This is a genomic window from Bradyrhizobium manausense (assembly GCF_018130615.1).
Taxonomy (GTDB): domain Bacteria; phylum Pseudomonadota; class Alphaproteobacteria; order Rhizobiales; family Xanthobacteraceae; genus Bradyrhizobium; species Bradyrhizobium manausense_A.
Genome location: NZ_JAFCKB010000003.1, coordinates 139902 through 163231, shown reverse-complemented (window position 1 = coordinate 163231; position 23330 = coordinate 139902). Strand labels below are relative to the sequence as shown.

Below are 23330 nucleotides of genomic sequence, written 5' to 3'. Positions count from 1 at the left end.
TCCACAGGCAGCCATGACTAGCAGGCCCGCCACGGATGCGGCCAGCGATATTGACTTCGATGCTCCATGCTTTTGACTGCCAATATCCGCTTCGCAAGTCGCCCTCTTTCCGCGGCGCAAAATTCCCACCGGGCACGACGACAAGGACTCCTGAAATGACGCTGATGCAGGTCGAGCTGGATGACAAATACCGGCTCGAATCGAAGCGGATCTTCCTGTCCGGCACCCAGGCCCTGGTCCGTTTGCCCATGTTGCAGCGCGAACGTGACCGACTCCAAGGCCTCAACACCGGCGGCTTCATCTCGGGTTATCGCGGTTCCCCACTCGGCATGTACGACCATGCGCTGTGGCGCGCGAAGTCGCACCTTCAGCAACACGACATCGCTTTCGTCCCCGGCCTGAACGAGGACTTAGCTGCGACCGCAGTTTGGGGCAGCCAGCAGGTCGGCTTGTTTCCCGGCGCCAAGGTCGATGGCGTGTTCGGCATCTGGTACGGCAAGGGCCCCGGCGTCGACCGCTCGGTCGACGCGCTCAAGCATGCCAACGCGGCCGGCACCTCGCTCAATGGCGGCGTGCTCGCGCTCGCCGGCGACGACCATGGTTGCCAGTCCTCGACGCTGGCGCATCAGAGCGAGCAGGTTTTCGCCGCGGCGCTGATCCCGGTGATCAATCCGGCGACGCTTCAGGATTATCTCGATCTCGGCCTCTACGGTTTTGCACTGTCGCGCTTCTCCGGCTGCTGGGTCGGCTTCAAGGCAATCAGCGAGACCGTCGAGAGCTCAGCTTCGATTGACAGCGATCCTGAACGCATCAAGATCGTGCTCCCGGATGATTTCGAGATGCCGCCCGGCGGCCTCAACATCCGCTGGCCCGATCCGCCGCTGGAGGCAGAGCGGCGCCTGTTCGGTCCGAAGATGGCCGCAGTGCAGGCCTTCGCCCGCGCCAACCAGTTCGACCGCATCGTGCTCGATTCCAAGCCCGCGCGGCTCGGCATCGTCGCGACCGGCAAGGCCTATCTCGATCTGCGCCAGGCGCTCGCCGACCTCGGCATTACCGACAAGGACGCGCAGGATCTCGGCCTTCGCATCTACAAGGTCGCGCTGACCTGGCCGCTGGAGGAAAGCGGCGCCAAGCGCTTCGCCGAAGGTCTTCAAGACGTCCTCGTCGTCGAGGAAAAGCGGGGCTTCATTGAAGACCAGCTGATGCGCATCCTCTACAACATCGATGCGTCCCGGCGACCGACCGTCACCGGCAAGCGCGACGAGCGCGGCGCACTGCTGCTGCCGAGCGAGGGCGAGCTGACACCGACCATCGTCGCGGGCGCGCTGGTGGCGCGGCTGCGTAAGCTCGGCCATCACAGCCCGGTGCTGGAGCAACGCCTCGCCCGGCTCGAGGCCTTTGACAATCCCGCCACGACAAGCACGCAGATCACCCTCGCGCGCACGCCGTTCTTCTGCTCGGGCTGCCCGCACAATTCCTCGACCCGCGTGCCGGAAGGCAGCCGCGCCATGGCCGGCATCGGTTGCCACGGCATGGCCCTGAGCATGCCGACGCGCCGCACTGATCTGATCTCGCATATGGGCGCCGAAGGCGTGAACTGGATCGGCCAGTCGCCCTTCACCACCGAGAAGCACATTTTCCAGAATCTCGGCGACGGCACCTACACCCATTCCGGGCTTCTCGCCCTTCGTGCGGCATCTGCCGCCGGCATCAACATCACGTACAAGATCCTCTACAACGACGCCGTCGCGATGACCGGCGGCCAGCCGGCCGAAGGCGCCTTCAACGTCGCGCAGATCGCGCACCAGGTCTGGGCCGAGGGCGTGAAGCGGCTCGCGATCGTTTCAGACGATCCCACGAAATACCCTGAGGGCAACTACTTCCCGCAAGGCGCGACCATCCATCACCGCCGCGAGCTCGATGCCGTGCAGCGCGAGCTGCGCGACATCAAGGGCCTCACGGTCGTGATCTACGATCAGACCTGCGCTGCCGAAAAGCGACGCCGCCGCAAGCGCGGGCTCTATCCCGATCCCGCCAAGCGCGCCTTCATCAACGAGCTCGTCTGCGAAGGCTGCGGCGACTGCTCGCAGGCCTCCAACTGCGTCTCGGTGCAACCGCTGGAGACCGAGTTCGGCCGCAAGCGCCAGATCGACCAGTCGAACTGCAACAAGGACTTTTCCTGCGTCGAGGGCTTTTGCCCGAGTTTTGTCACCGTGCATGGCGGCTCGCTTAAGCGTATGAAGACCTCGGCAGTGGACTCTGGCCAGTTGTTCGCCGATCTGCCGCTACCGCCGACGCGTGAGCTCGACGGCCCCTACAACATCCTCGTCACCGGCATCGGTGGCACCGGCGTCATCACCATCGGCGCCCTGCTCGGCATGGCCGCCCATGTCGACGGCCGCGGCTGCTCGGCGCTCGACTTCACCGGCCTGTCCCAGAAGAACGGCGCGGTGATGAGCCATGTTCGTATCGCGCAGCGGCCGGAAGACATTTCGGCAGTCCGCATCACCACCGGCGGAGCCGATGTCATCCTCGGCTGTGACATGATCGTCTCGGCTGGCCCGACTGCGCTGAGCCGGGCCGAGCGCGGCGTGACCAAGGCCTATATCAACGCCGACCTTCAGCCGACCGCCAGCTTCGTGCAAAACCCCGACATCGATTTCGAAATGGGCACGATGCAGACCGTGCTGCGCGACGCCGTCGGCGACAAGAACCTGGACATCATCGACGCCACCGGCATCGCCGCGGCACTGATGGGCGACAGCATCGCGACCAACCCCTTCATGCTCGGTTTCGCCTTCCAAAAGGGCGCGATCCCGCTGTCGCTGGAGGCCCTGCTCCGTGCCATCGAGATCAATGGCGCCGCGGTCGAGATGAACAAGCTCGCCTTTACTTGGGGCCGCCTCGCCGCCCACGACATGTCGCGCGTGCGCATCGTGCTGCAGTTCAAGAGCCGGACGTCGGCGCCGACCAAGTCGCTCGACGATGTCATCGCGACGCGCGCAGAGTTCCTGACCGGCTATCAGGACAAGGCCTATGCCGATCGTTATCTCGCGGCTGTTGCCAAGGTGCGGAAGGCCGAGAATCTCGCCTCCCCCGCGTCCGCCGAGCTGACCGAGGCCGTCGCGAAGAACCTGTTCAAGCTGATGTCCTACAAGGACGAATACGAGGTCGCCCGGCTCTACACCGACGGCAGCTTTGCCAATAAGGTGTCCGAAAAGTTCGACGGCGATTTTACGCTGAAGTACCACTTGGCACCGCCGATCTTCGCGAAGCGCGACAAGACCACCGGACATCTCCAGAAGCAGGAGTTCGGCGGCTGGATGGTCCATGCCTTCCGCGTGCTGGCGAAGCTGAAATTCCTGCGCGGCGGCGCGTTCGATCCGTTCGGCCGCACCGAGGAGCGCCGGACCGAGCGCAAGCTGGTCGCGGATTATCTCGGCATGATCGAGCAGCGGACAGTCGGACTGAAGGCGGAGCAAATTCCTCTGCTGGTAAGACTCGCAAGGGTGCCGGAAACGATCCGCGGCTTCGGCCACGTCAAGGAAGCCAACGTCAAGCTGGCGACCGCTGAGAAGGCGCGACTGGAAGCGGAGCTGGAGAACAGCCGCTTTGCAGCGGCGGCGGAGTAGGGCAAGCGGCCACCACACTTTCAGTGTCATCGCCCGGCTTGACCGGGCGATCCAGTATTCCAGGGACGCTCGTTGGAGAACTCGCTCTCGCCACAACCGCCGCGGTGTACTGGATTCCCCGCCTTCGCGGGACATTACAGTGATGGGGATGGCTAGACTGAAGTCGTGGCGGCCGCGGACGTCGCCGCCGTCGCAGCCCCCTCCGCCAGATGCCTTCCCGCGATGTACCCGAACGTCAGCGCCGGGCCGAGCGTGATTCCGGGCCCCGGATAATTCCCGTTCATGATCGAGCCCATGTCGTTGCCGCAGGCATAGAGGCCCACGATCGGCGAGCCGTCCTCACGCAGCACGCGCGCCTGGGCATCGACTTTCATGCCGATCGCGGTGCCGAGATCGGCCGGATAGATCCGCATCGCAAAGAACGGCGCGCGGACGATCGGCGCGACGCATGGGTTGGGCTTGTGGCCGATATCGCCGAGGTGCCGCTGATAGATGGTGCTTCCCCGACCGAATTCAGGATCGCGGCCGTCCTTCGCATCGGAATTGTAGCTCGCGATCGTCGCCATGAGCGCGGACGGCTTGATGCCGATCTTCGTCGCGAGCTGCGCCATATCGGGCGCCTCGATCAATTCGCCGCTGGCCACATAGCGTCGCACGTTGCGCGCAAACGGCTTGATGCGGCCGAGGCCGTAGCTCCACAGGAACTGACGGTCACACACCAGATAGAACGGCCGATCCGGCTCGCCACTTCCATCGCGCAGCATGGCAAGCACAAACTCATGGTACGACAGCGCCTCATTGACGAAACGCCGGCCCGCTGCATTCACGGCGATCACGCCGGGCTTGGCGCGGTCGGTCACCGTATGCGGGAAGACGCCGCGGCTGCCGTCGGTCCGGCGGAACAACGAGGCCGGCACCCAATAGGCCGGGCTCGTTGCGTCAGTGTTGAGCGCGGCGCCGCTAGCGGTCGCAAGGCGAAGCCCATCGCCCATGCCTGCTGTGTTGGTGGCCGAGACGAAGCCGGCCGCCGCGGGGAAGAAGCGCTTGCGCAAACTCGCATCGTGCGAGAAGCCACCGGTCGCCAGCACCACCCCGCGTCGCGCCGCAATCGAACGGTCGCGTGAGCCATGGCGAATGACCACGCCGCTGATGCGATCGCCCTGCATCGACAGATCATCGACGTCGGCGCTGAACAGGATCTCGACTTGCCGCGCCAGCAGGGAGGCGTACAGTTGCGCGGCCAGCGCATTGCCGAGATGGAGCGTCGTACCGCGCGGACTGCGCAACCGCTGCAGCGCATACTCCGAGACCAGCCGCACCGCCCGCAGGGTCGAGCGCAACGACTTCCCGATCCGGCGCAGATGCGGGATGTCGAGGCGATTGACCATCATCCCGCCGAACAGCGTGAACTCCGGCAGCGGCGCCCGCAATCGCGCGAAAGCTCCGCCCAGCCGCGAGCCGTCGAACGCCACCGGCTCCAGCACGCGTCCGCCTGATGTTGCGCCCAATCGTTCCGGGTAATAGTCCGGATAGGCTTTCACCGGCTGCAGACGCACGTCCGTGTTGGCTTCGAGATAGGCGACCGCCTCTGGCCCACGCGCAAGGAAAGCCGCGCGCAAGCCCGCGTTGGCGGGCTCCGGCACCGTGCTCGACAGATATTGGACGGCATCCGTGATGCTGTCAGAGAGCCCCGCCTCCTTCATCTTGGGATTGGCGGGGATCCAGACCATGCCGCCGGACCACGCCGTGGTGCCGCCGACGAACGCGGTCTTTTCGATCACCAGCACGCGCAGGCCTTCGGCGGCGGCGACCGCCGCGGCCGTCATGCCACCGGCACCCGCGCCGATGACAACGACGTCGTAGGTCTCATGCGCCGGCATCATGCGGCTGGGTTCCAGAGGCGAGGCATGACACCGTCATACCCCGCCCGCGGGCGGGCAGCTAGCGGGCCGGCTTGCGCTCGATCGGGTCGATGTCGATCGCCCGCAGACGACCGAGCCGCAGCACGTCCATGGCCAGCCGCCGGCCAATCCGGTCGCGGTCGAGCACACGGATCAGGTCGTCGACGCCGTTGATCTCGACGCCGTCCAGCCTGATCACGACGTCACCGGGCAACAGGCCCGCCTTCGCCGCGGGGCCGTCCTGCTCGATCTGCATCAGCAGCGCGCCCATCTTGTTCTCGACGCCGGCCAATACCGCATGCCGCCGCGGGACCGGCGCGGTCTGCCCGGCAACGCCGATAAAGGCGCGGCGGACGTAGCCGTGGCGGATGATCTCCGACAGCACAAATTGCGCGGTATTGCTGGCGACCGCAAAGCAGATGCCCTGCGCGCCATTGATGATGGCGGTGTTGATGCCGATCACCTCGGCATTCGACGACACCAGCGGCCCGCCGGAATTGCCGGGGTTGAGCGCAGCATCGGTCTGGATCACGTCCTCGATGGTGCGGCCGCTCACCGAGCGGATCGAACGCCCCAGCGCCGAGACGACACCGGCAGTGACAGTCGATTCAAAGCCGAGCGGATTGCCGATTGCGATCACGAGCTGGCCGCGCCGCAAGCTCTTCGAGTTGCCGAGCGCGGCATAGGGCAGATCGCGCACGCCGTTGGCGCGCAGCAGTGCAAGATCGGTATCGGGATCGACGCCGAGCACGCGGGCATCACCGACATGTCCTTCCACGTCCCGCAGCCGGATCTCCTTGGCGGAGCCGACCACGTGACTGTTGGTGAGCACGAGCCCGTCCGGCGAAATTACGATTCCGGAGCCGAGACCGCCGCGCTCGCGGCCGCTCGGCACCTTTGGCCCGGTTTCGACGCGCACGACCGCGGGGCCGACGCGGTCGGTCACATCGATCACGGCATTGGAATAGGCGTCAAGCAGGGCCCGATCATCGACCGGGTCAGACGCCGTCGTCCGCGATGACGGCACGTCATCGACGATATCTGAAGTGAAATCCAGCATGGCGAAAGTCCTTGAGGCTCACACAGATGGTAGCCTTTTCCCTGCCACGCAAGGGACCGCCCGGGGCGCGGGGCTGGACTGCCCAAGTGGCTAGGGGGCGCGCCGCAGCGTGCCGGATCTGGCCTTGACGGGGTCGAGCAGCGACCAATCGCCATCCGGGAGTACATGGCCCTTGGGGAATGGCGCGCGCAGCTCGAGCCCGAGCGAAGTCAGGACGCGGTCGTCGCGGTAGTAACATTGCAAGACGACGCGAACGAGCGTCGCCGCGGCTGCGCCACCATACTTGCGAAATTCCTGCGCCACCGCATCGCGCTTCGTAGCGTCGAGCTCCGCCAGCGGCTGACCTGCCAGCCGCGCCAGAACATCCAGCGCCGCCGTCACCAGTTTGGTGTCGCGGCCGAGCGTCGTCAGCATGTCGGCCTGGATCGCGGGATCGTCGGCGCCGGGCACCTTGTACTCGTCGCTGGCCGGCACGATCATCCCGGCGATGGTGCGGAGGTCGTCGCGCTGGGTGCGCGTGAGTTGAAGACTTTCGGACATGACGGCCTCAGTCGAACAAGTTGGCGAGGCGCTGCTTCATCTGGTCGGCGATGTAGAGCGCAAGAGCCTGGATGGTGGAGGTCGGGTTTACGCCGCCCGAGGTGACGAAGATGCTGCCGTCGACGATGAAGAGGTTTTTGACATCGTGCGTGCGGCCCCATTCGTTGACGACGGATTTTTTGGGATCGGTGCCCATCCGCGCCGTGCCGAGCAGATGCCAGCCGCCCCACGGGATCGGCGAATTGATGCAGATGTCGGTGGCCCCCGCCATCTCCAGGACCTCTCGGCCGCGGGCGAGCGCATGGTCCATCATCTTCCGGCTGTTCTCGGAGATCGTGTAGTCGATCTTCGGTGCGGGAATGCCGTGGCTGTCCTTCAGCACGGGATCGAGCGTGACCTGGTTGTGCTCCTCCGGCAGATCCTCGCAGATCGCCGAGAACCCGAGCCGATGACCGTTGAGCTTGCGGAAGACACGGTGATGATCCGCGCCCCAGGGCAAAATGCCCTTCTGCTCGCTGACGACGGCCTCGAACACGGGACCTGCGCCGCGCACGAATTGAACGCCATAGCCGCGCGTGAAGCCGCGCGACAGATCAGTGTCGTACCACTCCTTGCTCCACAGGCAAGTCGGCGGCGCGCGGTTGCTGTCGGTCGGCTCCTTCACGTAACCGTAGATCTGCGCGTAGGGATGGAACATCAGGTTCTTGCCGACGAGGCCGGATGAATTGGCGAGGCCGTTCGGAAAGCGATCGGATTTCGAGTTGAGCAGCAGTCGCGGTGTGCCGACGCCGTTGCAGGCGATGATGACGACATGCGCCGGCTGGAACTGCTCGACGCCATCCTTGTCGAAATAGACCACTCCCGTGGCCATGCCGTTCTCGTCGGCGGTGATCTCTCGCACCCGGCAATGCGTGCGCAGCTCGACGCCGGCGCGAACCGCATGCGGCCAATAGGTGATGTCGGTCGAGGACTTTGCGCCTTGCGCACACGCCGGGGTGCAATGGCCGAGATTGATGCAGCGGGCACGGCCCTCATAGTCCATCGTCGCGACCGTCGTGTCCGACGGCCACCAGTGCCAGCCGAGCTTGTTCATGGCCTTGCCGATAATGGCGCCGGACAGGCCGAGCGGCTGCTGCGGCATCGGCGGATGGGTCAGCGGCGACAGCGGATCGCCCGACAGACCGGACGTGCCCATCATCCGGTCGTTTTCCTCGTAGAACGGCGTCAGCGCGTCGTAGTCGATCGGCCAGTCGTCGGCGACGCCGTCGAGCGTCTTCACCTTGAAATCGGACGGATGCAGCCGCGGCCAGTGCGCGGTGTACATCACCGTCGAGCCGCCGACCGCATTATAGTTGACGACCTTGATCGGTGAATTGTCGTCGTTGATCGGATAGTCCTCGGGCCGGCCGCGAACGTTCGGGCTCGACGACCACTCGCCGTAAAACTTGGCCTCCCAGTCCCGGCCCGTGCTGGGATATTCCGCCGGGTTCATCCAGCCGCCCTGCTCCAGGCAGAGGATGTGCATCTTGGTCTCGGCCAGCGACCATGCCACCGCAGCGCCCGAAGCGCCGGCGCCGATGATCAGGACGTCCACGGGGTCTTTCATCGAAACGCCTTCCTCCCGCCCTCGCCGCTTCCCGGGCGATTCGGCCATCACGGCTCACAAGGCCGCAAACGATAGGGGCAGACCGGCCGGCGAGTAAAGGCTGGTGGGCGAATGTCGCACTTCGCGCAGCGCAGACCATTGGTATCGCCTCGCCCGGATGCTAGGAACGGGGAGCAAGAGCCATCGATAGCGAGAAGTTATGTCCTTCGAGAATTCATTTGCCGCCGCCCGCGCCTTCGCGTTTGTTTTATTTCTCGCTCTGTCCGGATTTCTGGGGACTTCCAGCCCTGCCACCGCGCTAACTGCCGCCGCGACGGTCCGGGACGCCAATTCAATCCAGCTCGGCGACGTCACCTACCGGCTCGACGGCGTCGACGCGCCCGAGCTGGACCAGGTCTGCATCGACGACCATGCCGATCCCTGGACCTGCGGCATCGAGGCCCGCGACCAGCTCACGAAGCTGATCGGCGGAAAGCCCGTGCGCTGCGACGATGTCGGTCCCGAGAAGAACTTCGGCAAACGCCATCGCGCGATCTGCACGGTCGAGGGCGATAAGGCCTCGTTGAACGAGCAGTTGCTCAAGGCAGGCTTTGCGATCGCGCGCGAGCCGATCAAGGCCAACGTCAAGCCGGCAGCCGCCGACGCCAAGACAGCCTCGGCCGGCATCTGGAAGGGGTGCTTTGTTGCACCGCAAGAGTTCCGGACGGGCAAGAAAGACGGCTCCCTGCTCGGCGCCGCCTGCCGCGCCGACCGCGAGAAGGAGATTCGTGCGGTGCTGTTTCCGGAGGAGCTGACGGCGCCGCCGGACTGCGCCATCAAGGGCAAGCTCGCGGTGCGCGCGCGCGTCACCGGCAATATCGGCATCTATCATCTGCGGGGCTGCCCGAGCTATGCCGCGACCACCAAACCGGACCGCTGGTTCTGCTCGGAGGACGACGCGCAGGCCTCGGGCTTCCGCAAGGCCTATAACTGCCGCCGGCCAAAGTGAACAATTTGGTTCACGCACCCGTGAGTAGTAGTCCGAGACCGTATTGATCCGGAATTGAACTCAAAGGGGAGTTGCGGCACCTATATGTGTACGCGAGCGCTTCGCGCGAGCGTTTCCTTGGCGGCAATCCGGCTTCGGTCCGATTGCTTTGCTCGGGCGTTTCCTCCCTAGACTTGGGCCGCTTGTCACAAACAGGCGGCTCTTCTTTTTGTGTGGCGCTAGCTGCGCATCGGCATGATCTGGTCCATCGGCGGCATGTTCTGATTGAGATGCGCCATGATCCAGACAGTTCCACCAACTACCAGAAAGACAACCAGAAGTCCGAAGGCCAGTGCCAGCACGTTGTTGGTGTTGTCGGGCCCCGTGGTGATGTGCAGGAAGAAGACCAGGTGCACGCCCATCTGCGCGACCGCCAGCACGATCAGCGCGACGGGGATTGAGGGCTGCCAGACCAGATCGGTGCCGGCGATGAAGAATGAGGTCGCGGTGAGCAGCAGCGCAAGACCGAGACCTACGACATAGCCAAGCGCCCGCCCGCCGACGCTGTGCTGCTCTTCATCGCCAGGTGCGATGTCATGATCTACATGCATGTGCGTCTGATCGCTCATGCGCCACTCCCAAGCAGGTAGACGACGGAAAACACCCCGACCCAGATAATGTCGAGTGCGTGCCAGAACAGCGCAAAGCACATCATCCGGCGCAGGACGTCGGCGCGAAAGCCCTTTGCAAAGACCTGAGCCATCATGGTGAGGAGCCAAAGCACACCGGCCGATACATGCAGGCCGTGGCAGCCGACGAGCGAGAAGAATGCGGTCAGGAACGCGCTGCGCGACGGGCCATAGCCGCGGGCAACGAGGTCGACGAACTCGTTAAACTCGATGGCCAGGAAGATCAGTCCGAGCACGCAGGTCACGGCCATGCCGAGATAGAACCAGAACCGATTGCGCACATCGGCCGCGATGCCGGCCATACCGCAGGTAAAACTCGAAAGCAGCAGACAAACCGTTTCGATCGCAACGTTGCGCTGCTCGAAAATCTCCGAGCCTTTTGGCCCGCCGGCGGTCTGGTTGACCAGTACCGCATAGGCCGCAAAGAAGCAGGAGAACATCACGATGTCCGAGAGCAAGAAGACCCAGAAGCCGTAAGCGGTGACAATCCGCTTCGGCGCGGGCCCGGGATGCTCGACGACGATGCCGACGTGATGGGGGTCGGCATGCGCGTGGCCGACAGTTGCGGTCATCGACATCAAATCACCCCGGCCATGCTGACGAGGCTGCGCCGCTCCTCGAGATTGAAGCGGTCGATCGCGGCGACCTCGGCAGCCGGAATGACGTACTCGTCATGGTCACGCCAGGCGAAGACGACGAAGGTCGCGAACGCACCGATGCCGCCCAGGATCACCATCCACCAGATGTGCCAGATCAACGCAAAGCCCATGATGGTGGCGAAGAATGCGCAGACGAACCCGGTCGGCGAATTCCGGGGCATCTCGATGTCGTGATACTCGAGCTCTTCGTGCTCGAGCGATTGCTGCCGGGCATGGATCTTCATGTCCCAATAGGCATCCTCGCCGCGGACGTCGGGATGGAAGGCGAAATTGAACACCGGGGGCGGCGACGAGGTCGCCCATTCCAGCGAGCGGGCGTCCCAGGGATCACCGGTGCGGTCCCGCAGGGCCTCGCGGTTGCGGATGCTGACCACGAGCTGCATGATCTGACAGATCACGCCGATCGACAGCACGGCCATCCCGACCGCCGCCACGATCATCCACGGGCGCCACTCCGCGACGTCATAGTGCTGCATCCGCCGCGTCATGCCGAGCATGCCGGCGACATAGAGCGGCACGAAGGTGATGTAGAAGCCCGTGAAGGTGAACCAGAACGCCAGCTTGCCCCAGCGTTCGTCGAGACGGAAACCGAACGCCTTCGGAAACCAGTACTCGAAGCCTGCAAAGGCGCCGAACAGGACACCACCGATGATGACGTTGTGGAAGTGCGCGACCAGGAACATGCTGTTGTGGAGCATGAAATCGGCCGGCGGCACCGCGACCAGCACCCCGGTCAAGCCGCCAAGGATGAAGGTGACCATGAAACCGACCGCCCACAACATCGGCGTCGCGAAGCGAATGCGGCCGCCATACATCGTGAACAGCCAGTTGTAGATCTTCACTCCCGTCGGCACTGCGATGATCATGCTGGCGATGCCGAAGATGGCGTTGACGTCGGGGCCGGCGCCCATCGTGAAAAAGTGGTGCAGCCAGACCATGAAGGAGATGACGCAGATCGCCATGGTCGCGAGCACCATCGAACGATAGCCGAACAGCGCCTTGCCGGAGAACGTCGAGACCACCTCGGAGAAGATGCCGAACGCCGGCAGCACCAGGATGTAAACCTCGGGATGTCCCCAGGCCCAGATCAGGTTCATGAACATCATGACGTTGCCGCCGGCTTCATTGGTGAAGAAGTGGAAGCCGAGATATCGGTCGAGCAGCAGCATCGCGAGCGTGGCGGTGAGGATCGGGAAGGCCGCGACGATCAGGAGGTTCGAGGCCAGCGTGGTCCAACAGAACATCGGCATGCGCAGATAATTCATACCCTTGGTGCGAAGCTTCAGCACGGTCGTGACGAGGTTGATGCCCGCGACCAGCGTGCCGACGCCGGAGATCTGCAGCGACCAGGCGTAATAGTCGACGCCGACGCCGGGCGAGTAGGACAGCTCCGACAGCGGCGGAAAAGCGAGCCAGCCGGTACGCGCGAACTCACCGATTACGAGCGACAGATTGACCAGCAGCGCGCCGGTCGCGGTCAGCCAGAAGCCGACGGAATTCAGCGTCGGGAACGCGACGTCGCGCACCCCAAGCTGAAGCGGCACGACCAGATTCATCAGCCCGATCACGAACGGCATCGCCACGAAGAAGATCATGATGGTGCCGTGCGCGGAGAAGATCTGGTTGTAGTGCTCGGGCGGAAGATAGCCCTGCGACTGATAGGCAATCGCCTGCTGGATCCGCATCATGATGGCATCGCTGCCACCGCGCAGCAGCATCACCGAGGCCAGCAGGATGTACATGACCCCGATGCGCTTGTGATCGACGCTGGTGATCCATTCGTGCCAGAGATAGGGCAGATGGCCCTTTACGACGACCCACGTCAGCACGGCGAGGATCCCGACCAGCACCACGGCGCCGGCGATCAGCGGAATGGGCTGATCGAACGGGATTGCCGACCAGTCGAGCTTACCGAGCATCAACGCCTCCACTGTGGGGACGGCCGGCATCGGAGACGAGCTCCGGCCCCGGCCCCGGCGGAATGTGCTGGGTCGCAATCAGATCAAACAGGCGCGGATCGGCGAGCCGATAGGTCGGCTTGCCCTTCTCGACGCCCTGTTGCATCAGCTTCTTGTAGCTGTCCTCGTTCAGCACCGAACCAGTCTTCGCGGTGTTTGCAACCCAGTCGGGAAAAGACAGCGGCGAGATCACGTTGACGTCGAACATCATGTCCGGAAAGCCGTCGCCGGAGAAATGCGCCGACAAGCCTTGCAGCTTGCCTTCGTTGTCGGCGCGCAGGTTCAGCTTCGTCACCATGCCGTTCATGGTGTAGATCATGCTGCCGAGCTGCGGGATGAAGAACACATTCATCACGCTCGACGATGTCAGCTGGATGTTCAACTCGGCGCCGGCCGGCACCGTCAAAGCATTGACCGCGGCGACGCGCTGATCCGGATAGATGAACAGCCATTTCCAGTCCAGCGAAACCGCCTGAATCCGAACCGGACTGCCGGTGCCCGGCACTCGGGCGGCAGGATCGAGCTGGTGCGAGCCGATCCAGGCGACGCCGCCGAGCAGGACCACGGTCAGCGCGGGAATCGCCCACACCACCATCTCGACACGGCCGGAATAGACGAAGTCGGGTTGGAAGCGCGCCTTCGGATTGGACGCACGAAACCAGAATGCAAAGGCGAGGATCGCGAAGATGGTTGGGACCACGATCGCCAGCATGATGAAGACGGAATCGATCAGGATAGTGCTGTTGGCCGCAGCGACGGGCCCTTGTGGATCGAGCAGATTCATCGGCAAGCCACTGGCGGTTGGGGAGCCCCGGCACAGAACCTAACGCGGGGAAAGGCTCCGCAACAAACGCGATCGCGTGAACTCGGTTCCTCGAACCGCCCGGTCGAGCGCGCGAGGGCATGCAATTCCGTGCGATGTCAATGACATCCGCGCGGGGCGGCCGGCCCTTCTCACCCCGCCCCTCCATTGCTATCGTCGGCAAAAAGCAACGGGATGGAACACAGCAATGGCCCGCCTGCCCTATCCCGAGGCCGACCAGGTCGCGCCCGAATATCGCGACATGCTCAAGCGCAACACCAATCTACATAAGTTGCTGGTCAGCTCGCCGGAGATGGCGCGCGCCTTCAATGGCGTCGGCGGCTAGATCCGATTCAAGATGAAGATCGACAACGAGCCCACTTACAAAGAGGTACTTCAGCAGTACCCCGATCCCAGGAGTGAACTGAATGCGCTTGCAGGACAAGGTTGCGATCGTGGTCGGCGCCGGCCAGAGCCCCGGCGAAGGCATGGGCAATGGTCGCGCGACCGCACTCACCTTCGCGCGTGAGGGGGCGAAGGTGCTGTGCGTCGACCACCATCTGGAATCGGCGCAGGAAACCGTGGACCTGATTACGGCGTCGCACGGCACCGCTGCGGCCTTCAAGGCCGACGTGACCAGGTCCACCGACATCAACGCGATGGTCGCGGACGCGAAATCGCGCTGGGGCCGCATCGACGTGCTGCACAACAATGTCGGCGTCAGCCTGGCCGGCGGCGATGCCGAACTGCTTCAACTCACCGAAGAGGCATTTGACCGCGTCGTCGCCATCAACCTGAAGAGCTGCATTCTCGCGGCCAAGGAAGTCGTCCCGATCATGCGCGCGCAAAAGAGCGACGCGATCATCAACATCTCCTCGATGGCCGCGATCACGACCTATCCTTACGTCGCCTACAAGGCGACGAAATCGGCGATGATCGCCTTCACCGAACAGCTCGCCTACCAGAATGCCGAATACGGCATCCGCGCCAACGTCATCCTGCCCGGCCTGATGAACACGCCGATGGCCGTCGACACCCGCGCGCGCGAATGGCACAAGACCCGCGCCGAAGTCGAAGCCGAACGCGACAGTAAGGTGCCCCTGCGCAGGAAGATGGGAACGGGCTGGGACGTCGCAAATGCCGCACTGTTCCTGGCGTCGGACGAGGCAAATTTCATCACGGGCGTGACGCTTCCGGTGGACGGCGGGGCGAGCGTGCGGCGAGGATAGGTCTTGCTTCTCCCTCTCCCCGCACGCGGGGAGAGGCGAAGAGAACCGGTCACCGCGGCACGCTCGTCACTCGCCAGATCGTGCCGCCCGTATCCTCCGCCACCAGCAGCGCGCCATCCTTCGCCACGGCAATCCCCACCGGCCGTCCCCACACCTGGCTGTCGTTCACGACAAAGCCCGTGACAAAATCCTCGTACTCGCCAGTCGGCTTGCCATCTTTCATCCTGACGCGGATCACCTTGTAGCCGGTGCGCTTCGACCTGTTCCAGGAGCCGTGCTCGGCGGCGAAGGCGTCGCCTTGATACTCGATCGGAAACTGCGTGCCCTGATAGAAGGTCATGCCGAGCGAGGCGGAATGCGGCTGGATCAGCACATCAGGTACCGTCACCTTGTCCTTGAGGTCTGGCCGGGCGCCGGCGTGACGCGGGTCTTCGTTGTTGCCGATGTAGAACCACGGCCAGCCGTAGAACGCGCCCTCCTTCACGCTGGTGACGTAGTCCGGCACAAGATCGTCGCCGAGACCGTCGCGCTCGTTGGTCGAGCACCAGGGGAGGCCAGTTTGCCGCTGGATTGCAAGGCCGACACAGTTGCGGATACCGGTGGCGTAAAGCTTGCGGTCCTTGCCTTCGGGGTCGAAGGAGAGCACCGCGGCACGCTCGGTCTCATAGCCCCAGGACGCGCCGGTCGCTTGCGTGCGCGACCAGGCATCGAGCCCGCCGGGCGGGCTCCCCATGCCCTCAGCGACATTGCTGGCGGAGCCGACCGACACCAGCATCCGCTTGCCGTCAGGCGTGAACACGATGTCGCGGGTAGAATGCCCCGACCCTTGCGCCAGGTTCGCCACCACGATTTCAGCCTTGCCGGACGCCTTCAGGTCTCCGGCGTGATAGGGGAAGCGAACGACGCTGCCGGCATTGGCGACATAGATCCATTGCGGATTGTCACCGTTCGGGAAGAAGGCGATTCCGAACGGACGGCTGAGCCCGCTGGCAAAAGCCTCGTTTGTCGCAACCTTGGCGCCGCCCTCAGCAAGACGCAGCACGCGAATACGCCCCGGTCCGGTCTCCGCAACGAAAATATCGCCATTCGGCGCGACGCGCAGCACGCGTGCGTCGGATAGGCCATCAGCCAGAAGCTCGATCTTGAATCCCTCCGGCACGAGCGGCGTCGCGGCGCCGCGTGCAGTCACGCGCGTGGGGTTGGAAACCGACGGCGAAGCGCCAGGTTTGGCCAGATCCTGCGGACGGATCAGCCTGACGGTCCCGGGCTTGTCGGCCTGCCAGCTTCCATAAGCGTCCTTGCCCTGCAGCACGGGCTCAGCCCGCGCGCCGACGCAGGCGACCAACAGCCATGCGGACGCCATCATGTGCGAAACGCGGATTGTCACGTCACCTTCCTCCCGGACTTCCTCTGCCAAATCCCACGTCAGCTCATGCCCGCACGATGTGCATTTGGTATGACCCATCGTACTGGAAAACGGCGCGGATCGGTGCAACACATTGTAGAGGTTCGACCGCCGGTTGCGGTCATCAAAGCTGCGGCATCGGCGATGCGGTTGATGGGGTGATCATGTGGGGATCGATCGTATCGGAATGGGCAAGTCTACTGCTGCGCTGGCTGCACGTGGTGGCCGCGATCGCCTGGATCGGCAGCTCGTTCTATTTCATCGCCCTTGACCTCAGCCTCAAGCCCAGCAGCGATCTGCCCGATGGCGTGCAGGGCGAGGCCTGGCAGGTCCATGGCGGCGGCTTCTACCGGATCATGAAATATCTGGTGGCACCTCGCCAGATGCCGGACGAACTGACTTGGTTCAAATGGGAGGCCTACACCACCTGGCTGTCCGGCTTCGCGCTGATGGTGGTGGTGTACTATCTCGACGCCGATTTGTTCCTGGTCGACAAATCGATCCTCGATCTGACGCCGGTCCAGGCCGGACTCTTCAGCTTCGGCAGCCTCGCGCTGGCCTGGCTGCTTTACGAGACCGCGTGCCGCACCGGCCTCGCGCAGCGCGAGCTGCCCTTTGCCATTGGCGGCTATCTGTTCCTTGTCGCGCTCACCTACGCCTTCACCCACGTGCTGAGCGGGCGCGGTGCCTTCAACCAGATCGGCGCGATCATCGGCACCATCATGGTCGCCAATGTTTTCGCGTTGATCATTCCGAACCAGAAGAAGATCGTCTCCAGCCTGATCGCGGGCCAGGCGCCTGATCCGAAACTCGGCAAGACCAGCAAGGAGCGCTCGGTCCACAACAACTATCTGACGCTCCCGGTCGTCGTGTTGATGATCAGCAATCACTATCCCCTGCTCTATGCCACGCGCTTCAACTGGATCATCGTTGCGATCATACTGGCGCTGGGGCCGGTGATCCGCCATTTCTTCAACGAGGGCCATGCCGGCCGCAAATCGCCGTGGTGGGTATGGGGCGTCGCAGCGGCGGGCGTGATCGCGATCCTGTTCCTGTCCGCGGCCGGCCCGCGCGAGGCTAAGACGAGCGCCCTGTCAGCGCGGCCGACACTCGTCAATGTCGAGGAGATCGTGATGTCACGCTGCAGCATGTGCCACGCGGCCGAGCCGGTCTGGGCCGGCATCGTCACCGCGCCGAAGGGCATTTTGCTCGACGCGCCCGAGCACATCCACCGTAACATCCGCCTGATCGGCCGTGTCGCGGCATGGTCCAATGCAATGCCGCCGGGCAACATCACCGAAATGACCGGCGAGGAGCGCGCCATGCTCGCTGCCTATATCAGCGAGCAGAATCGCTGACGCCATGCCGCGTCGACGCCGCATTTCGCGGAATGAAATTCCGCTTCTCCTGCCGATTTGAAAATGACTCGCGCGCCTATCCGGCGTAGACAGGGACAGCGGCCGCTCACGCCGTCCAACGTCATTTTGCATTCGGGGAAATCACAGTGGCCCTCAAGAACGTCATCGGTATCGATCACGCGGTCGTCATGGTGCGGGACCTCGACAAGGCGGCCGAAAACTACAGGCAACTCGGCTTCACCCTCTCTCCGCGCGGCACCCACAGCGCACATATGGGCACCGGCAACTACACCATCATGTTCGACCCGGACTATATGGAGCTGCTTGGCGTACTGGTGCCGACCGAGCACAACGCGCCGGCCCGCGCCTTTGTCGAGCGGCAGGGCGAAGGCATCGAGCGCATCGCCTTCACCGCCATCGACTCCGCAGCTGGCGCCGAAGAAATCCGCACGCGCGGCTTCACGCCGATCGGCCCGACTGATTTCGAACGGCCGGTGACGCTGCCTGATGGCACGGTCTCGGCCGCCAAATTCCGTACCTTCATGTGGCCGACCGCGGAGGCGCCCGGCGGCGTGCGCATCTTCGCCTGCCAGCACAAGACTCGCGAGACGGTGTGGATTCCCGAGTTGATGATGCACGCCAATGCGGCGAAGCGGATCAGCCAGGTGCTGATTGCGACGCCCGAGCCCACAAGCGAAGCCGCCCATCTGGCGCGGCTGATCGATCGCGACGCGAAGACGCAAGCCGACGACTCGGTGACCGTGCCCTCCGGCGGCGACCGTGCCGACTTCGTCTATCTGACGCTCGACCAACTCGGCAAATGCTATCCCGGTGTGCCGCTTGCCGGCCTCTCCGGGCGCGGTGGCGCAGCGCTGGTTCTCGTCAGCGGCGATCTCGCGGCGACGGAGAAAGCGCTGGGTTCGGCGGGAATCCGTAGTGGAGCCGCGATCGTCGTGCCGCCGGCCAAAGCCAACGGCACCCTGCTCGCCTTCATTGCCGGCTGATTTGAACTAATTCTTTAACGCGCGTTTACCGGGCGGCACTAGGATTCCCTGCTAATCCAAGCCGCCCGGGGCCACGCTCATGTTCAAAGAGGGATCGCCGATCGCGTACGACGCGCCGGCCGAATTGAAGAAGTGGCCGTCGTTGAAGGGCGAGAGGCAGAAGGACCGCGGTCCGCCCTATCTCGTCTATAACGGCACGCTCGCCGACTGCGTCCGCGAGCTCATGGACAAGCCGATCAAAGGCATCTCGCTCTATGACATCATGACGAAGCCGCAAGCAGCCTTCGAGCAGACCGTGTTGTCACCCGGCGATGCCGCCGAGATCGCGATGCGCAAGGACTTTCCCAAGGCGTAAGCGCCACCAGCCTCCCGCACTGTCTTTTGCAGGCCTTGAACCTTCCCGCGGTTCCCGTAGATCCGCGGGAGCAGCGCGTTCCCGCGGTGGGAACACCGTACTAACACCGGCAGCTTCGTGAAATCGCAGCTTCGCCGCAATTACGGTTAAGAAGTCCTTCTCGCCGGCGCGCCGCTGGTTGTTCCCCCACAGTTCGAGGACTTTTATCGAGATGCGATTTCTCGTCGCGGCTTGCGCTGCCTTCCTGATTCTGATGTGCGACGTCAGCACGCCGCCGACCTTGCAAGCTTCCAGCTTCGACAACGCAACACCCAAGGCAGATCGCGCGCCTTCGCTGGTTCCTCTGGTCGAGATGTTCCTTGCAAGCGTGCAGGCCATTGAGCTCGCCAATGCACACGCATCGTACGAAGAGACGATCGAGCCCCCGCGCGCGGAGGAAACCGCCGTGCAGGCTCCGGCGTCGCCGACTGAACAATTCTGCCGCGCCCTGAAGGAAGCGGCCGAGGAGAGCGGCATTCCCGTGCCGTTCTTCGCTCGCCTGCTCTGGCAGGAGAGCCGCTTCAAATCCAACGAGGTCAGCCAGGCCGGCGCCCAGGGCGTCGCGCAATTCATGCCGGAGACCGCCGCCGAGGTCGGGCTTGATGATCCCTTCGATCCCATGAAGGCGTTGCCTGCATCGGCAAAGTTCCTGCGCAAGCTCCGCGACGATTTCGGCAATCTTGGTCTCGCCGCGGCCGCCTATAACGCGGGCCCCGGCCGCATCCAGAAGTGGCTCGCCAAGGAGAGCGAGCTGCCGCGCGAGACGCGCGATTATGTCCGCATCATCACCGGCACCAAGGCGGAAGACTGGATCGAGCGTTCGCAAGCACTTGCGATCCGGATCGACCTGCCGCGCGAGGCGCCTTGTGAAGGCGTCGGCAGCCTGTCCAAGAGCAGGGACGTCGCCTGGGTGCCCGTCAATCTCACGCCATCCACCGCCACCATCATCCGCAAGGCCGAGCAACTGGCGGCGCGGCTCGCGGCAAATCGCGCCCGCAAGCACCTAGTGTCCCTGCTCCGCAAGAACGGCACAACTCACGGCAAGGCGCGCAGCATGATTGCGGCCCGCGCAAAGGGTGCAAAGGCTCACGCCATTCGCGTCGCGGCGCGCGAGCGCTTCTCGGGCTAGCTTAGACCGGCTTCTCGTCGTCGGCGACCGGTGAGGTCACTACAAGGAACACGAGATCGGTCAGACCGGAATTCGAGATCGCATGCTCGACGCCGGGCGGCAGGAAAATCACGTCGTGTTTACGCACGACATGGTTCTTGCCGGCAATCTCCATCAATCCCTCGCCGTCGAGCACGTGATAGACTTGCTCTTGCACCTTGTGGTGATGCCGCGCCACATAGGCCATCGGCTGGTACATCGAGATGCGGTAGTCGATGCGACGCGAGCCCGCTGTCTCCGGCATCACCAGCGGCTTCGATAGCGCACCACCAAAATGGTTGGGGAACTCGCGCCAGGGCACTTCCGCAATGTTCCGGATGAAGGCGCCGTTGCTTTCCACAGCCATGCCAGTTCTCCCTAATTCACCAGCGCGCCGCCGTCGACATAGACGATCGAGCCGGTGGCAAAGCCGTTCCTCATGAAACTCGCGATCTGCTGGGCGATGTCCTCAGCCATGCCGACGCGCCCGACCGGCAGCGTCGCCGCCGTCCTGGCCAGCATCTCCTTCCGAGCAGCCTCGGGCATCGCAGCCCGGATCGGCGTGTCGATCACGCCGGGTGACACCGCGTTGACACGCACCGGCGCAAGCTCGAGCGCCAGCGCGCGGGCGAGCGACTCCAGCGCACCATTAGCCGCACTGATGATCGCCGAGTTCGGGCGCGGCCGGACACTGAGGAAACCGGTGACCAGCGTCAGCGAGCCGCCGGGCCGGATATCGGCCTCACGCGCGACGCGCCAGGCGCCCCAGAATTTTCCCTCCATCGTGGCCCGGACCTCCTCCATTGCGACGGTCTTGAACGGCCCGGTGCGAAGCTGCGCGGCCGTCAGCACGACATGATCAACAGCACCGGTGCGCTTGAACAGTTCGGCGACGCTCTGATCGCTGGTGACGTCAGTCGGGATCGCCGTCACCTTCAGCCGCGCGGCGATTGGATCGAGCTTCGCGGCACTGCGCGAGGCGATGACGACATCGGCCCCCTCTGATTTTGCGAGCTCCGCAGTGGCGAGGCCGATGCCTGAGGAGCCGCCGATCACGACGATGTTCTTGCCTGCGAGCGTCATTCCCATCTCCCGATATTCTTGTTGATTGCTTTTGCGAACCGCGAATCAGCCCGGCTGGAAGCGCGTGCCGATGCCGGCCTTGCTCTGGCCGAGGCCCGGCAATTCCCAGACGCCGGCGCCGGAGGGATTGACGTCCGCGGCGATATCGACGTCGATCAGATAGGGCTTGTTGGCAGCGATGCCCTTGCGGATCGCCTCACCGAGATCGCCGGCACGATCGACCCGCACGCCTTCGACGCCGCAGGAGCGCGCCATCGCCGCGAAATCCGGGTTGTAGCGCTCGCCCGTCTCCGGATGCTTGAAGTCGGTGGCAAGCTCGCGGCCGCCGAGATAGCCGCGCTGAAGCCCGCGGATCGAGGCATAGGCGTAATTGTTCCAGACCACCCAGACCACGGGCAGATTATACTCGACCGCCGTGCCCAGCACGTTGGCATGCATGAAGAAGGCGCCGTCGCCGCAAACCGACACGCAAGGGCGATCGGGCGCGGCGAATTTTGCGCCCATCACGCCGGCAACGCCAAAGCCCATCGGGCCAAACCCCATGGAGCCGATCAGCGAGTCGGGCCGCTTCGGCTTGCAGAAGCCGAGCAGCCAGTTGTGGTGCACGCCGATGTCGGAGACGAGGATAGCATCCTCCGGCAACGCCTTGTCGATTTCGGCCGCCGCACGCTGCGGATTGATCGGCGTGGTATCGTCGGAGAAGCCAGGCGCGACGAACTCGTCCCACTCCTTGCGATAGCCGTCGATCTGCGCCAGCCACTTCTTGCGAGCATCCGATTTCTTGAACAGATTGTCGCGGCGATCGAGTTCGCCATGTATCTGCCGCAGGAAGGTGCGGACGTCCGCCATCAAGCCGAGCGCGACCGGATAGTTGCGGCCGATTTCCTCGGGGTCGATGTCGACGTGAATCAATCTCGTCGGCGGGATCGTGAAGGAATAGCCGGGGATCCACGAGCTCGAGGTGCGGTCGTCAAAGCGGACTCCGAGCGCAAGCAGAACGTCGGCCTGCCGCGTGGCGTGATTGGCCTGATAGTGTCCGGCTCGTGCGACGAGGCCGAGTGCGAGCGGATGATTGACATCGAGCGCGCCGAGGCCGCTTGCGGATGCCGCAACCGGAATCTGCAGCCGCTCGGCGAGCTTGCGCAGCTCCTCCGCCGCGCCGCCATAGCGAACACCCTGCCCGACCAGCATCACCGGCCGCTCAGCCGCGAGCAGCATATCGACAGCCTTCTCGACGCCTTCCGGATCGGCGCCGCAGCGGCTGGAGATGTTGGCGCTCCACTCGACCGCCTTCGGCGCTTCCTCGGCCGCCGACTCCATGAAGACGTCGAATGGCACGTCGATCACGACAGGCCCCGGCCGTCCCGTGACCATCGTCTTCCACGCCTGCCGCACCGCGAGCGGCACCATCTCGCCGCGCGTTGGCTGAAACACCTTCTTGCACATCGTGCGCACCGTGGAGGGAAAGTCGGCCTGGTAGTGCCGGTACATTTCCTGGAATGCACCGCGGTTGAACTGGCTGGTCGGCACGTTGCCGGTGATTGCCATGAACGGCACGGAATCGAGATACGCGTTGGCCAGCGAGATCGGCAGATTCGCCGAACCCGGCCCGCAAGAGGTGAAGGTCGCCGTCGGCCTACCGGAGACGCGGTAATAGACGTCCGCCATGAAACCGGCGACGCTCTCGTGATGGACGGAGATCGTCTTGATGTCGGAGGAGCGCTCGTACAGCGCGTCGATGAACTGGATGTTGCCGTGGCCGCAAAGCCCGAACACCTGCGGCACCTTCTCCTGGATCAGATAATCGACAATGACCTGAGCGCCATTGAGCATGTTTTTCGACATCAACCGGTCTCCCTCTCGGCCCATCGACTTCTTGTGTACCGATGCGGAGAA

General features: G+C 64.1%; 20 protein-coding genes. 8 read left to right on the top strand and 12 right to left on the bottom strand.

The features are described from left to right. Window positions 1-155: 155 nt before the first annotated feature. On the top strand, window positions 156-3632 hold the full coding sequence (locus JQ587_RS07265) for an indolepyruvate ferredoxin oxidoreductase family protein (protein WP_212424851.1): 3477 nt from the start codon (window positions 156-158) through the stop codon (window positions 3630-3632). 152 nt (window positions 3633-3784) lie between these two features. Here the strand turns inward: JQ587_RS07265 and JQ587_RS07260 are convergent, their stop codons facing one another. The 4 genes from JQ587_RS07260 to JQ587_RS07245 form a co-directional block, all read right to left on the bottom strand. Then, a complete protein-coding gene (locus JQ587_RS07260; protein ID WP_212424850.1) occupies window positions 3785-5515 on the bottom strand; it encodes an FAD-dependent oxidoreductase in 1731 nt (576 codons plus the stop codon). Between the two features lie 58 nt (window positions 5516-5573). Further along, a complete protein-coding gene (locus tag JQ587_RS07255; RefSeq protein WP_212297825.1) occupies window positions 5574-6593 on the bottom strand; it encodes a S1C family serine protease in 1020 nt (339 codons plus the stop codon). Window positions 6594-6683: 90 nt separating this feature from the next. Next, window positions 6684-7133 carry a hypothetical protein gene (locus JQ587_RS07250; RefSeq protein WP_212424849.1) on the bottom strand — a complete coding sequence of 150 codons (450 nt, stop codon included), beginning with the start codon at window positions 7131-7133 and terminating at the stop codon, window positions 6684-6686. A 7-nt stretch (window positions 7134-7140) separates the two neighbouring features. Then, window positions 7141-8739 (bottom strand): GMC family oxidoreductase, encoded by a 1599-nt coding sequence (locus JQ587_RS07245; RefSeq protein ID WP_212297823.1) that lies wholly within the window; start codon window positions 8737-8739, stop codon window positions 7141-7143. Between the two features lie 199 nt (window positions 8740-8938). Here JQ587_RS07245 and JQ587_RS07240 point away from each other — a divergent pair, with 199 nt between their 5' ends. Then, window positions 8939-9727, top strand: a complete 789-nt coding sequence (locus tag JQ587_RS07240) for a thermonuclease family protein (RefSeq protein WP_212424848.1) — start codon at window positions 8939-8941, stop codon at window positions 9725-9727. 218 nt (window positions 9728-9945) lie between these two features. Here the strand turns inward: JQ587_RS07240 and cyoD are convergent, their stop codons facing one another. The 4 genes from cyoD to JQ587_RS07220 are packed head-to-tail and all read right to left on the bottom strand — an operon-like array spanning window position 9946 to window position 13796. Beyond that, complete coding sequence (gene cyoD, locus JQ587_RS07235) at window positions 9946-10335, bottom strand: cytochrome o ubiquinol oxidase subunit IV (RefSeq protein WP_212424847.1); 390 nt, start codon at window positions 10333-10335, stop codon at window positions 9946-9948. Beyond that, entirely contained in the window at window positions 10332-10973 is a 642-nt protein-coding gene (locus tag JQ587_RS07230) for a cytochrome (ubi)quinol oxidase subunit III (RefSeq protein WP_212424846.1), read from the bottom strand. The genes cyoD and JQ587_RS07230 overlap by 4 nt, the downstream gene beginning before the upstream one ends. Further along, window positions 10973-12973, bottom strand: coding sequence for a cytochrome o ubiquinol oxidase subunit I (gene cyoB / locus JQ587_RS07225; protein ID WP_212424845.1), 2001 nt, complete (start codon window positions 12971-12973; stop codon window positions 10973-10975). The genes JQ587_RS07230 and cyoB overlap by 1 nt, the downstream gene beginning before the upstream one ends. Continuing rightward, window positions 12963-13796: a cytochrome ubiquinol oxidase subunit II family protein gene (locus tag JQ587_RS07220; protein WP_212424844.1), complete on the bottom strand. Its 834-nt coding sequence runs from the start codon at window positions 13794-13796 to the stop codon at window positions 12963-12965. Before JQ587_RS07220 ends, cyoB begins: the two co-directional genes overlap by 11 nt. 226 nt (window positions 13797-14022) lie before the next feature. On the opposite strand from JQ587_RS07220, the gene JQ587_RS07215 reads away from it, so the two are divergent. Next, complete coding sequence (locus tag JQ587_RS07215; RefSeq protein ID WP_249154213.1) at window positions 14023-14160, top strand: hypothetical protein; 138 nt, start codon at window positions 14023-14025, stop codon at window positions 14158-14160. Between the two features lie 82 nt (window positions 14161-14242). Further along, on the top strand, window positions 14243-15043 hold the full coding sequence (locus tag JQ587_RS07210) for an SDR family NAD(P)-dependent oxidoreductase (protein ID WP_212424843.1): 801 nt from the start codon (window positions 14243-14245) through the stop codon (window positions 15041-15043). 49 nt (window positions 15044-15092) lie between these two features. On the opposite strand, the gene JQ587_RS07205 is transcribed toward JQ587_RS07210, so the two are convergent. Continuing rightward, window positions 15093-16406 carry a PQQ-dependent sugar dehydrogenase gene (locus tag JQ587_RS07205; RefSeq protein WP_212425044.1) on the bottom strand — a complete coding sequence of 438 codons (1314 nt, stop codon included), beginning with the start codon at window positions 16404-16406 and terminating at the stop codon, window positions 15093-15095. Window positions 16407-16612: 206 nt separating this feature from the next. Between JQ587_RS07205 and JQ587_RS07200 the strand changes: the two genes are divergently transcribed. The 4 genes from JQ587_RS07200 to JQ587_RS07185 all read left to right on the top strand — a co-directional run bounded on the left by JQ587_RS07200 (window position 16613) and on the right by JQ587_RS07185 (window position 20333). Further along, on the top strand, window positions 16613-17806 hold the full coding sequence (locus JQ587_RS07200; RefSeq protein ID WP_212424842.1) for a urate hydroxylase PuuD: 1194 nt from the start codon (window positions 16613-16615) through the stop codon (window positions 17804-17806). Window positions 17807-17952: 146 nt separating this feature from the next. Next, on the top strand, window positions 17953-18810 hold the full coding sequence (locus JQ587_RS07195; RefSeq protein WP_212424841.1) for a VOC family protein: 858 nt from the start codon (window positions 17953-17955) through the stop codon (window positions 18808-18810). 79 nt (window positions 18811-18889) lie between these two features. Then, complete coding sequence (locus JQ587_RS07190) at window positions 18890-19165, top strand: hypothetical protein (protein ID WP_212297814.1); 276 nt, start codon at window positions 18890-18892, stop codon at window positions 19163-19165. 211 nt (window positions 19166-19376) lie between these two features. Next, window positions 19377-20333: a lytic transglycosylase domain-containing protein gene (locus JQ587_RS07185; RefSeq protein ID WP_212424840.1), complete on the top strand. Its 957-nt coding sequence runs from the start codon at window positions 19377-19379 to the stop codon at window positions 20331-20333. 1 nt (window position 20334) lies between these two features. Here JQ587_RS07185 and JQ587_RS07180 read toward each other — a convergent pair whose 3' ends face one another. Genes JQ587_RS07180 through JQ587_RS07170 form a run of 3 tightly spaced genes read right to left on the bottom strand, consistent with a single transcriptional unit; the run spans window position 20335 to window position 23279 of the window. Beyond that, a complete protein-coding gene (locus JQ587_RS07180) occupies window positions 20335-20718 on the bottom strand; it encodes a cupin domain-containing protein (protein ID WP_212424839.1) in 384 nt (127 codons plus the stop codon). An 11-nt stretch (window positions 20719-20729) separates the two neighbouring features. After that, entirely contained in the window at window positions 20730-21434 is a 705-nt protein-coding gene (locus tag JQ587_RS07175; protein ID WP_212297811.1) for an SDR family oxidoreductase, read from the bottom strand. A 45-nt stretch (window positions 21435-21479) separates the two neighbouring features. After that, window positions 21480-23279 (bottom strand): thiamine pyrophosphate-binding protein, encoded by a 1800-nt coding sequence (locus JQ587_RS07170; protein WP_212424838.1) that lies wholly within the window; start codon window positions 23277-23279, stop codon window positions 21480-21482. Window positions 23280-23330 lie beyond the last annotated feature (51 nt).

Excerpts from the sequence above, each read along its gene's own strand:
- JQ587_RS07255 (WP_212297825.1), bottom strand. The coding sequence starts at position 6,593 with ATGCTGGATTTCACTTCAGATATCGTCGATGACGTGCCGTCATCGCGG.
- JQ587_RS07250 (WP_212424849.1), bottom strand. The coding sequence starts at position 7,133 with ATGTCCGAAAGTCTTCAACTCACGCGCACCCAGCGCGACGACCTCCGC.
- cyoD (WP_212424847.1), bottom strand. The coding sequence starts at position 10,335 with ATGAGCGATCAGACGCACATGCATGTAGATCATGACATCGCACCTGGC.
- JQ587_RS07220 (WP_212424844.1), bottom strand. The coding sequence starts at position 13,796 with ATGAATCTGCTCGATCCACAAGGGCCCGTCGCTGCGGCCAACAGCACT.
- JQ587_RS07215 (WP_249154213.1), top strand. The coding sequence starts at position 14,023 with ATGGCCCGCCTGCCCTATCCCGAGGCCGACCAGGTCGCGCCCGAATAT.
- JQ587_RS07210 (WP_212424843.1), top strand. The coding sequence starts at position 14,243 with ATGCGCTTGCAGGACAAGGTTGCGATCGTGGTCGGCGCCGGCCAGAGC.
- JQ587_RS07230 (WP_212424846.1), bottom strand. The coding sequence starts at position 10,973 with ATGTCGATGACCGCAACTGTCGGCCACGCGCATGCCGACCCCCATCAC.
- JQ587_RS07265 (WP_212424851.1), top strand. The coding sequence starts at position 156 with ATGACGCTGATGCAGGTCGAGCTGGATGACAAATACCGGCTCGAATCG.
- JQ587_RS07240 (WP_212424848.1), top strand. The coding sequence starts at position 8,939 with ATGTCCTTCGAGAATTCATTTGCCGCCGCCCGCGCCTTCGCGTTTGTT.
- JQ587_RS07175 (WP_212297811.1), bottom strand. The coding sequence starts at position 21,434 with ATGACGCTCGCAGGCAAGAACATCGTCGTGATCGGCGGCTCCTCAGGC.
- JQ587_RS07260 (WP_212424850.1), bottom strand. The coding sequence starts at position 5,515 with ATGATGCCGGCGCATGAGACCTACGACGTCGTTGTCATCGGCGCGGGT.
- JQ587_RS07170 (WP_212424838.1), bottom strand. The coding sequence starts at position 23,279 with ATGTCGAAAAACATGCTCAATGGCGCTCAGGTCATTGTCGATTATCTG.
- JQ587_RS07190 (WP_212297814.1), top strand. The coding sequence starts at position 18,890 with ATGTTCAAAGAGGGATCGCCGATCGCGTACGACGCGCCGGCCGAATTG.
- JQ587_RS07185 (WP_212424840.1), top strand. The coding sequence starts at position 19,377 with ATGCGATTTCTCGTCGCGGCTTGCGCTGCCTTCCTGATTCTGATGTGC.
- cyoB (WP_212424845.1), bottom strand. The coding sequence starts at position 12,973 with ATGCTCGGTAAGCTCGACTGGTCGGCAATCCCGTTCGATCAGCCCATT.
- JQ587_RS07205 (WP_212425044.1), bottom strand. The coding sequence starts at position 16,406 with ATGGCGTCCGCATGGCTGTTGGTCGCCTGCGTCGGCGCGCGGGCTGAG.
- JQ587_RS07180 (WP_212424839.1), bottom strand. The coding sequence starts at position 20,718 with ATGGCTGTGGAAAGCAACGGCGCCTTCATCCGGAACATTGCGGAAGTG.
- JQ587_RS07200 (WP_212424842.1), top strand. The coding sequence starts at position 16,613 with ATGTGGGGATCGATCGTATCGGAATGGGCAAGTCTACTGCTGCGCTGG.
- JQ587_RS07245 (WP_212297823.1), bottom strand. The coding sequence starts at position 8,739 with ATGAAAGACCCCGTGGACGTCCTGATCATCGGCGCCGGCGCTTCGGGC.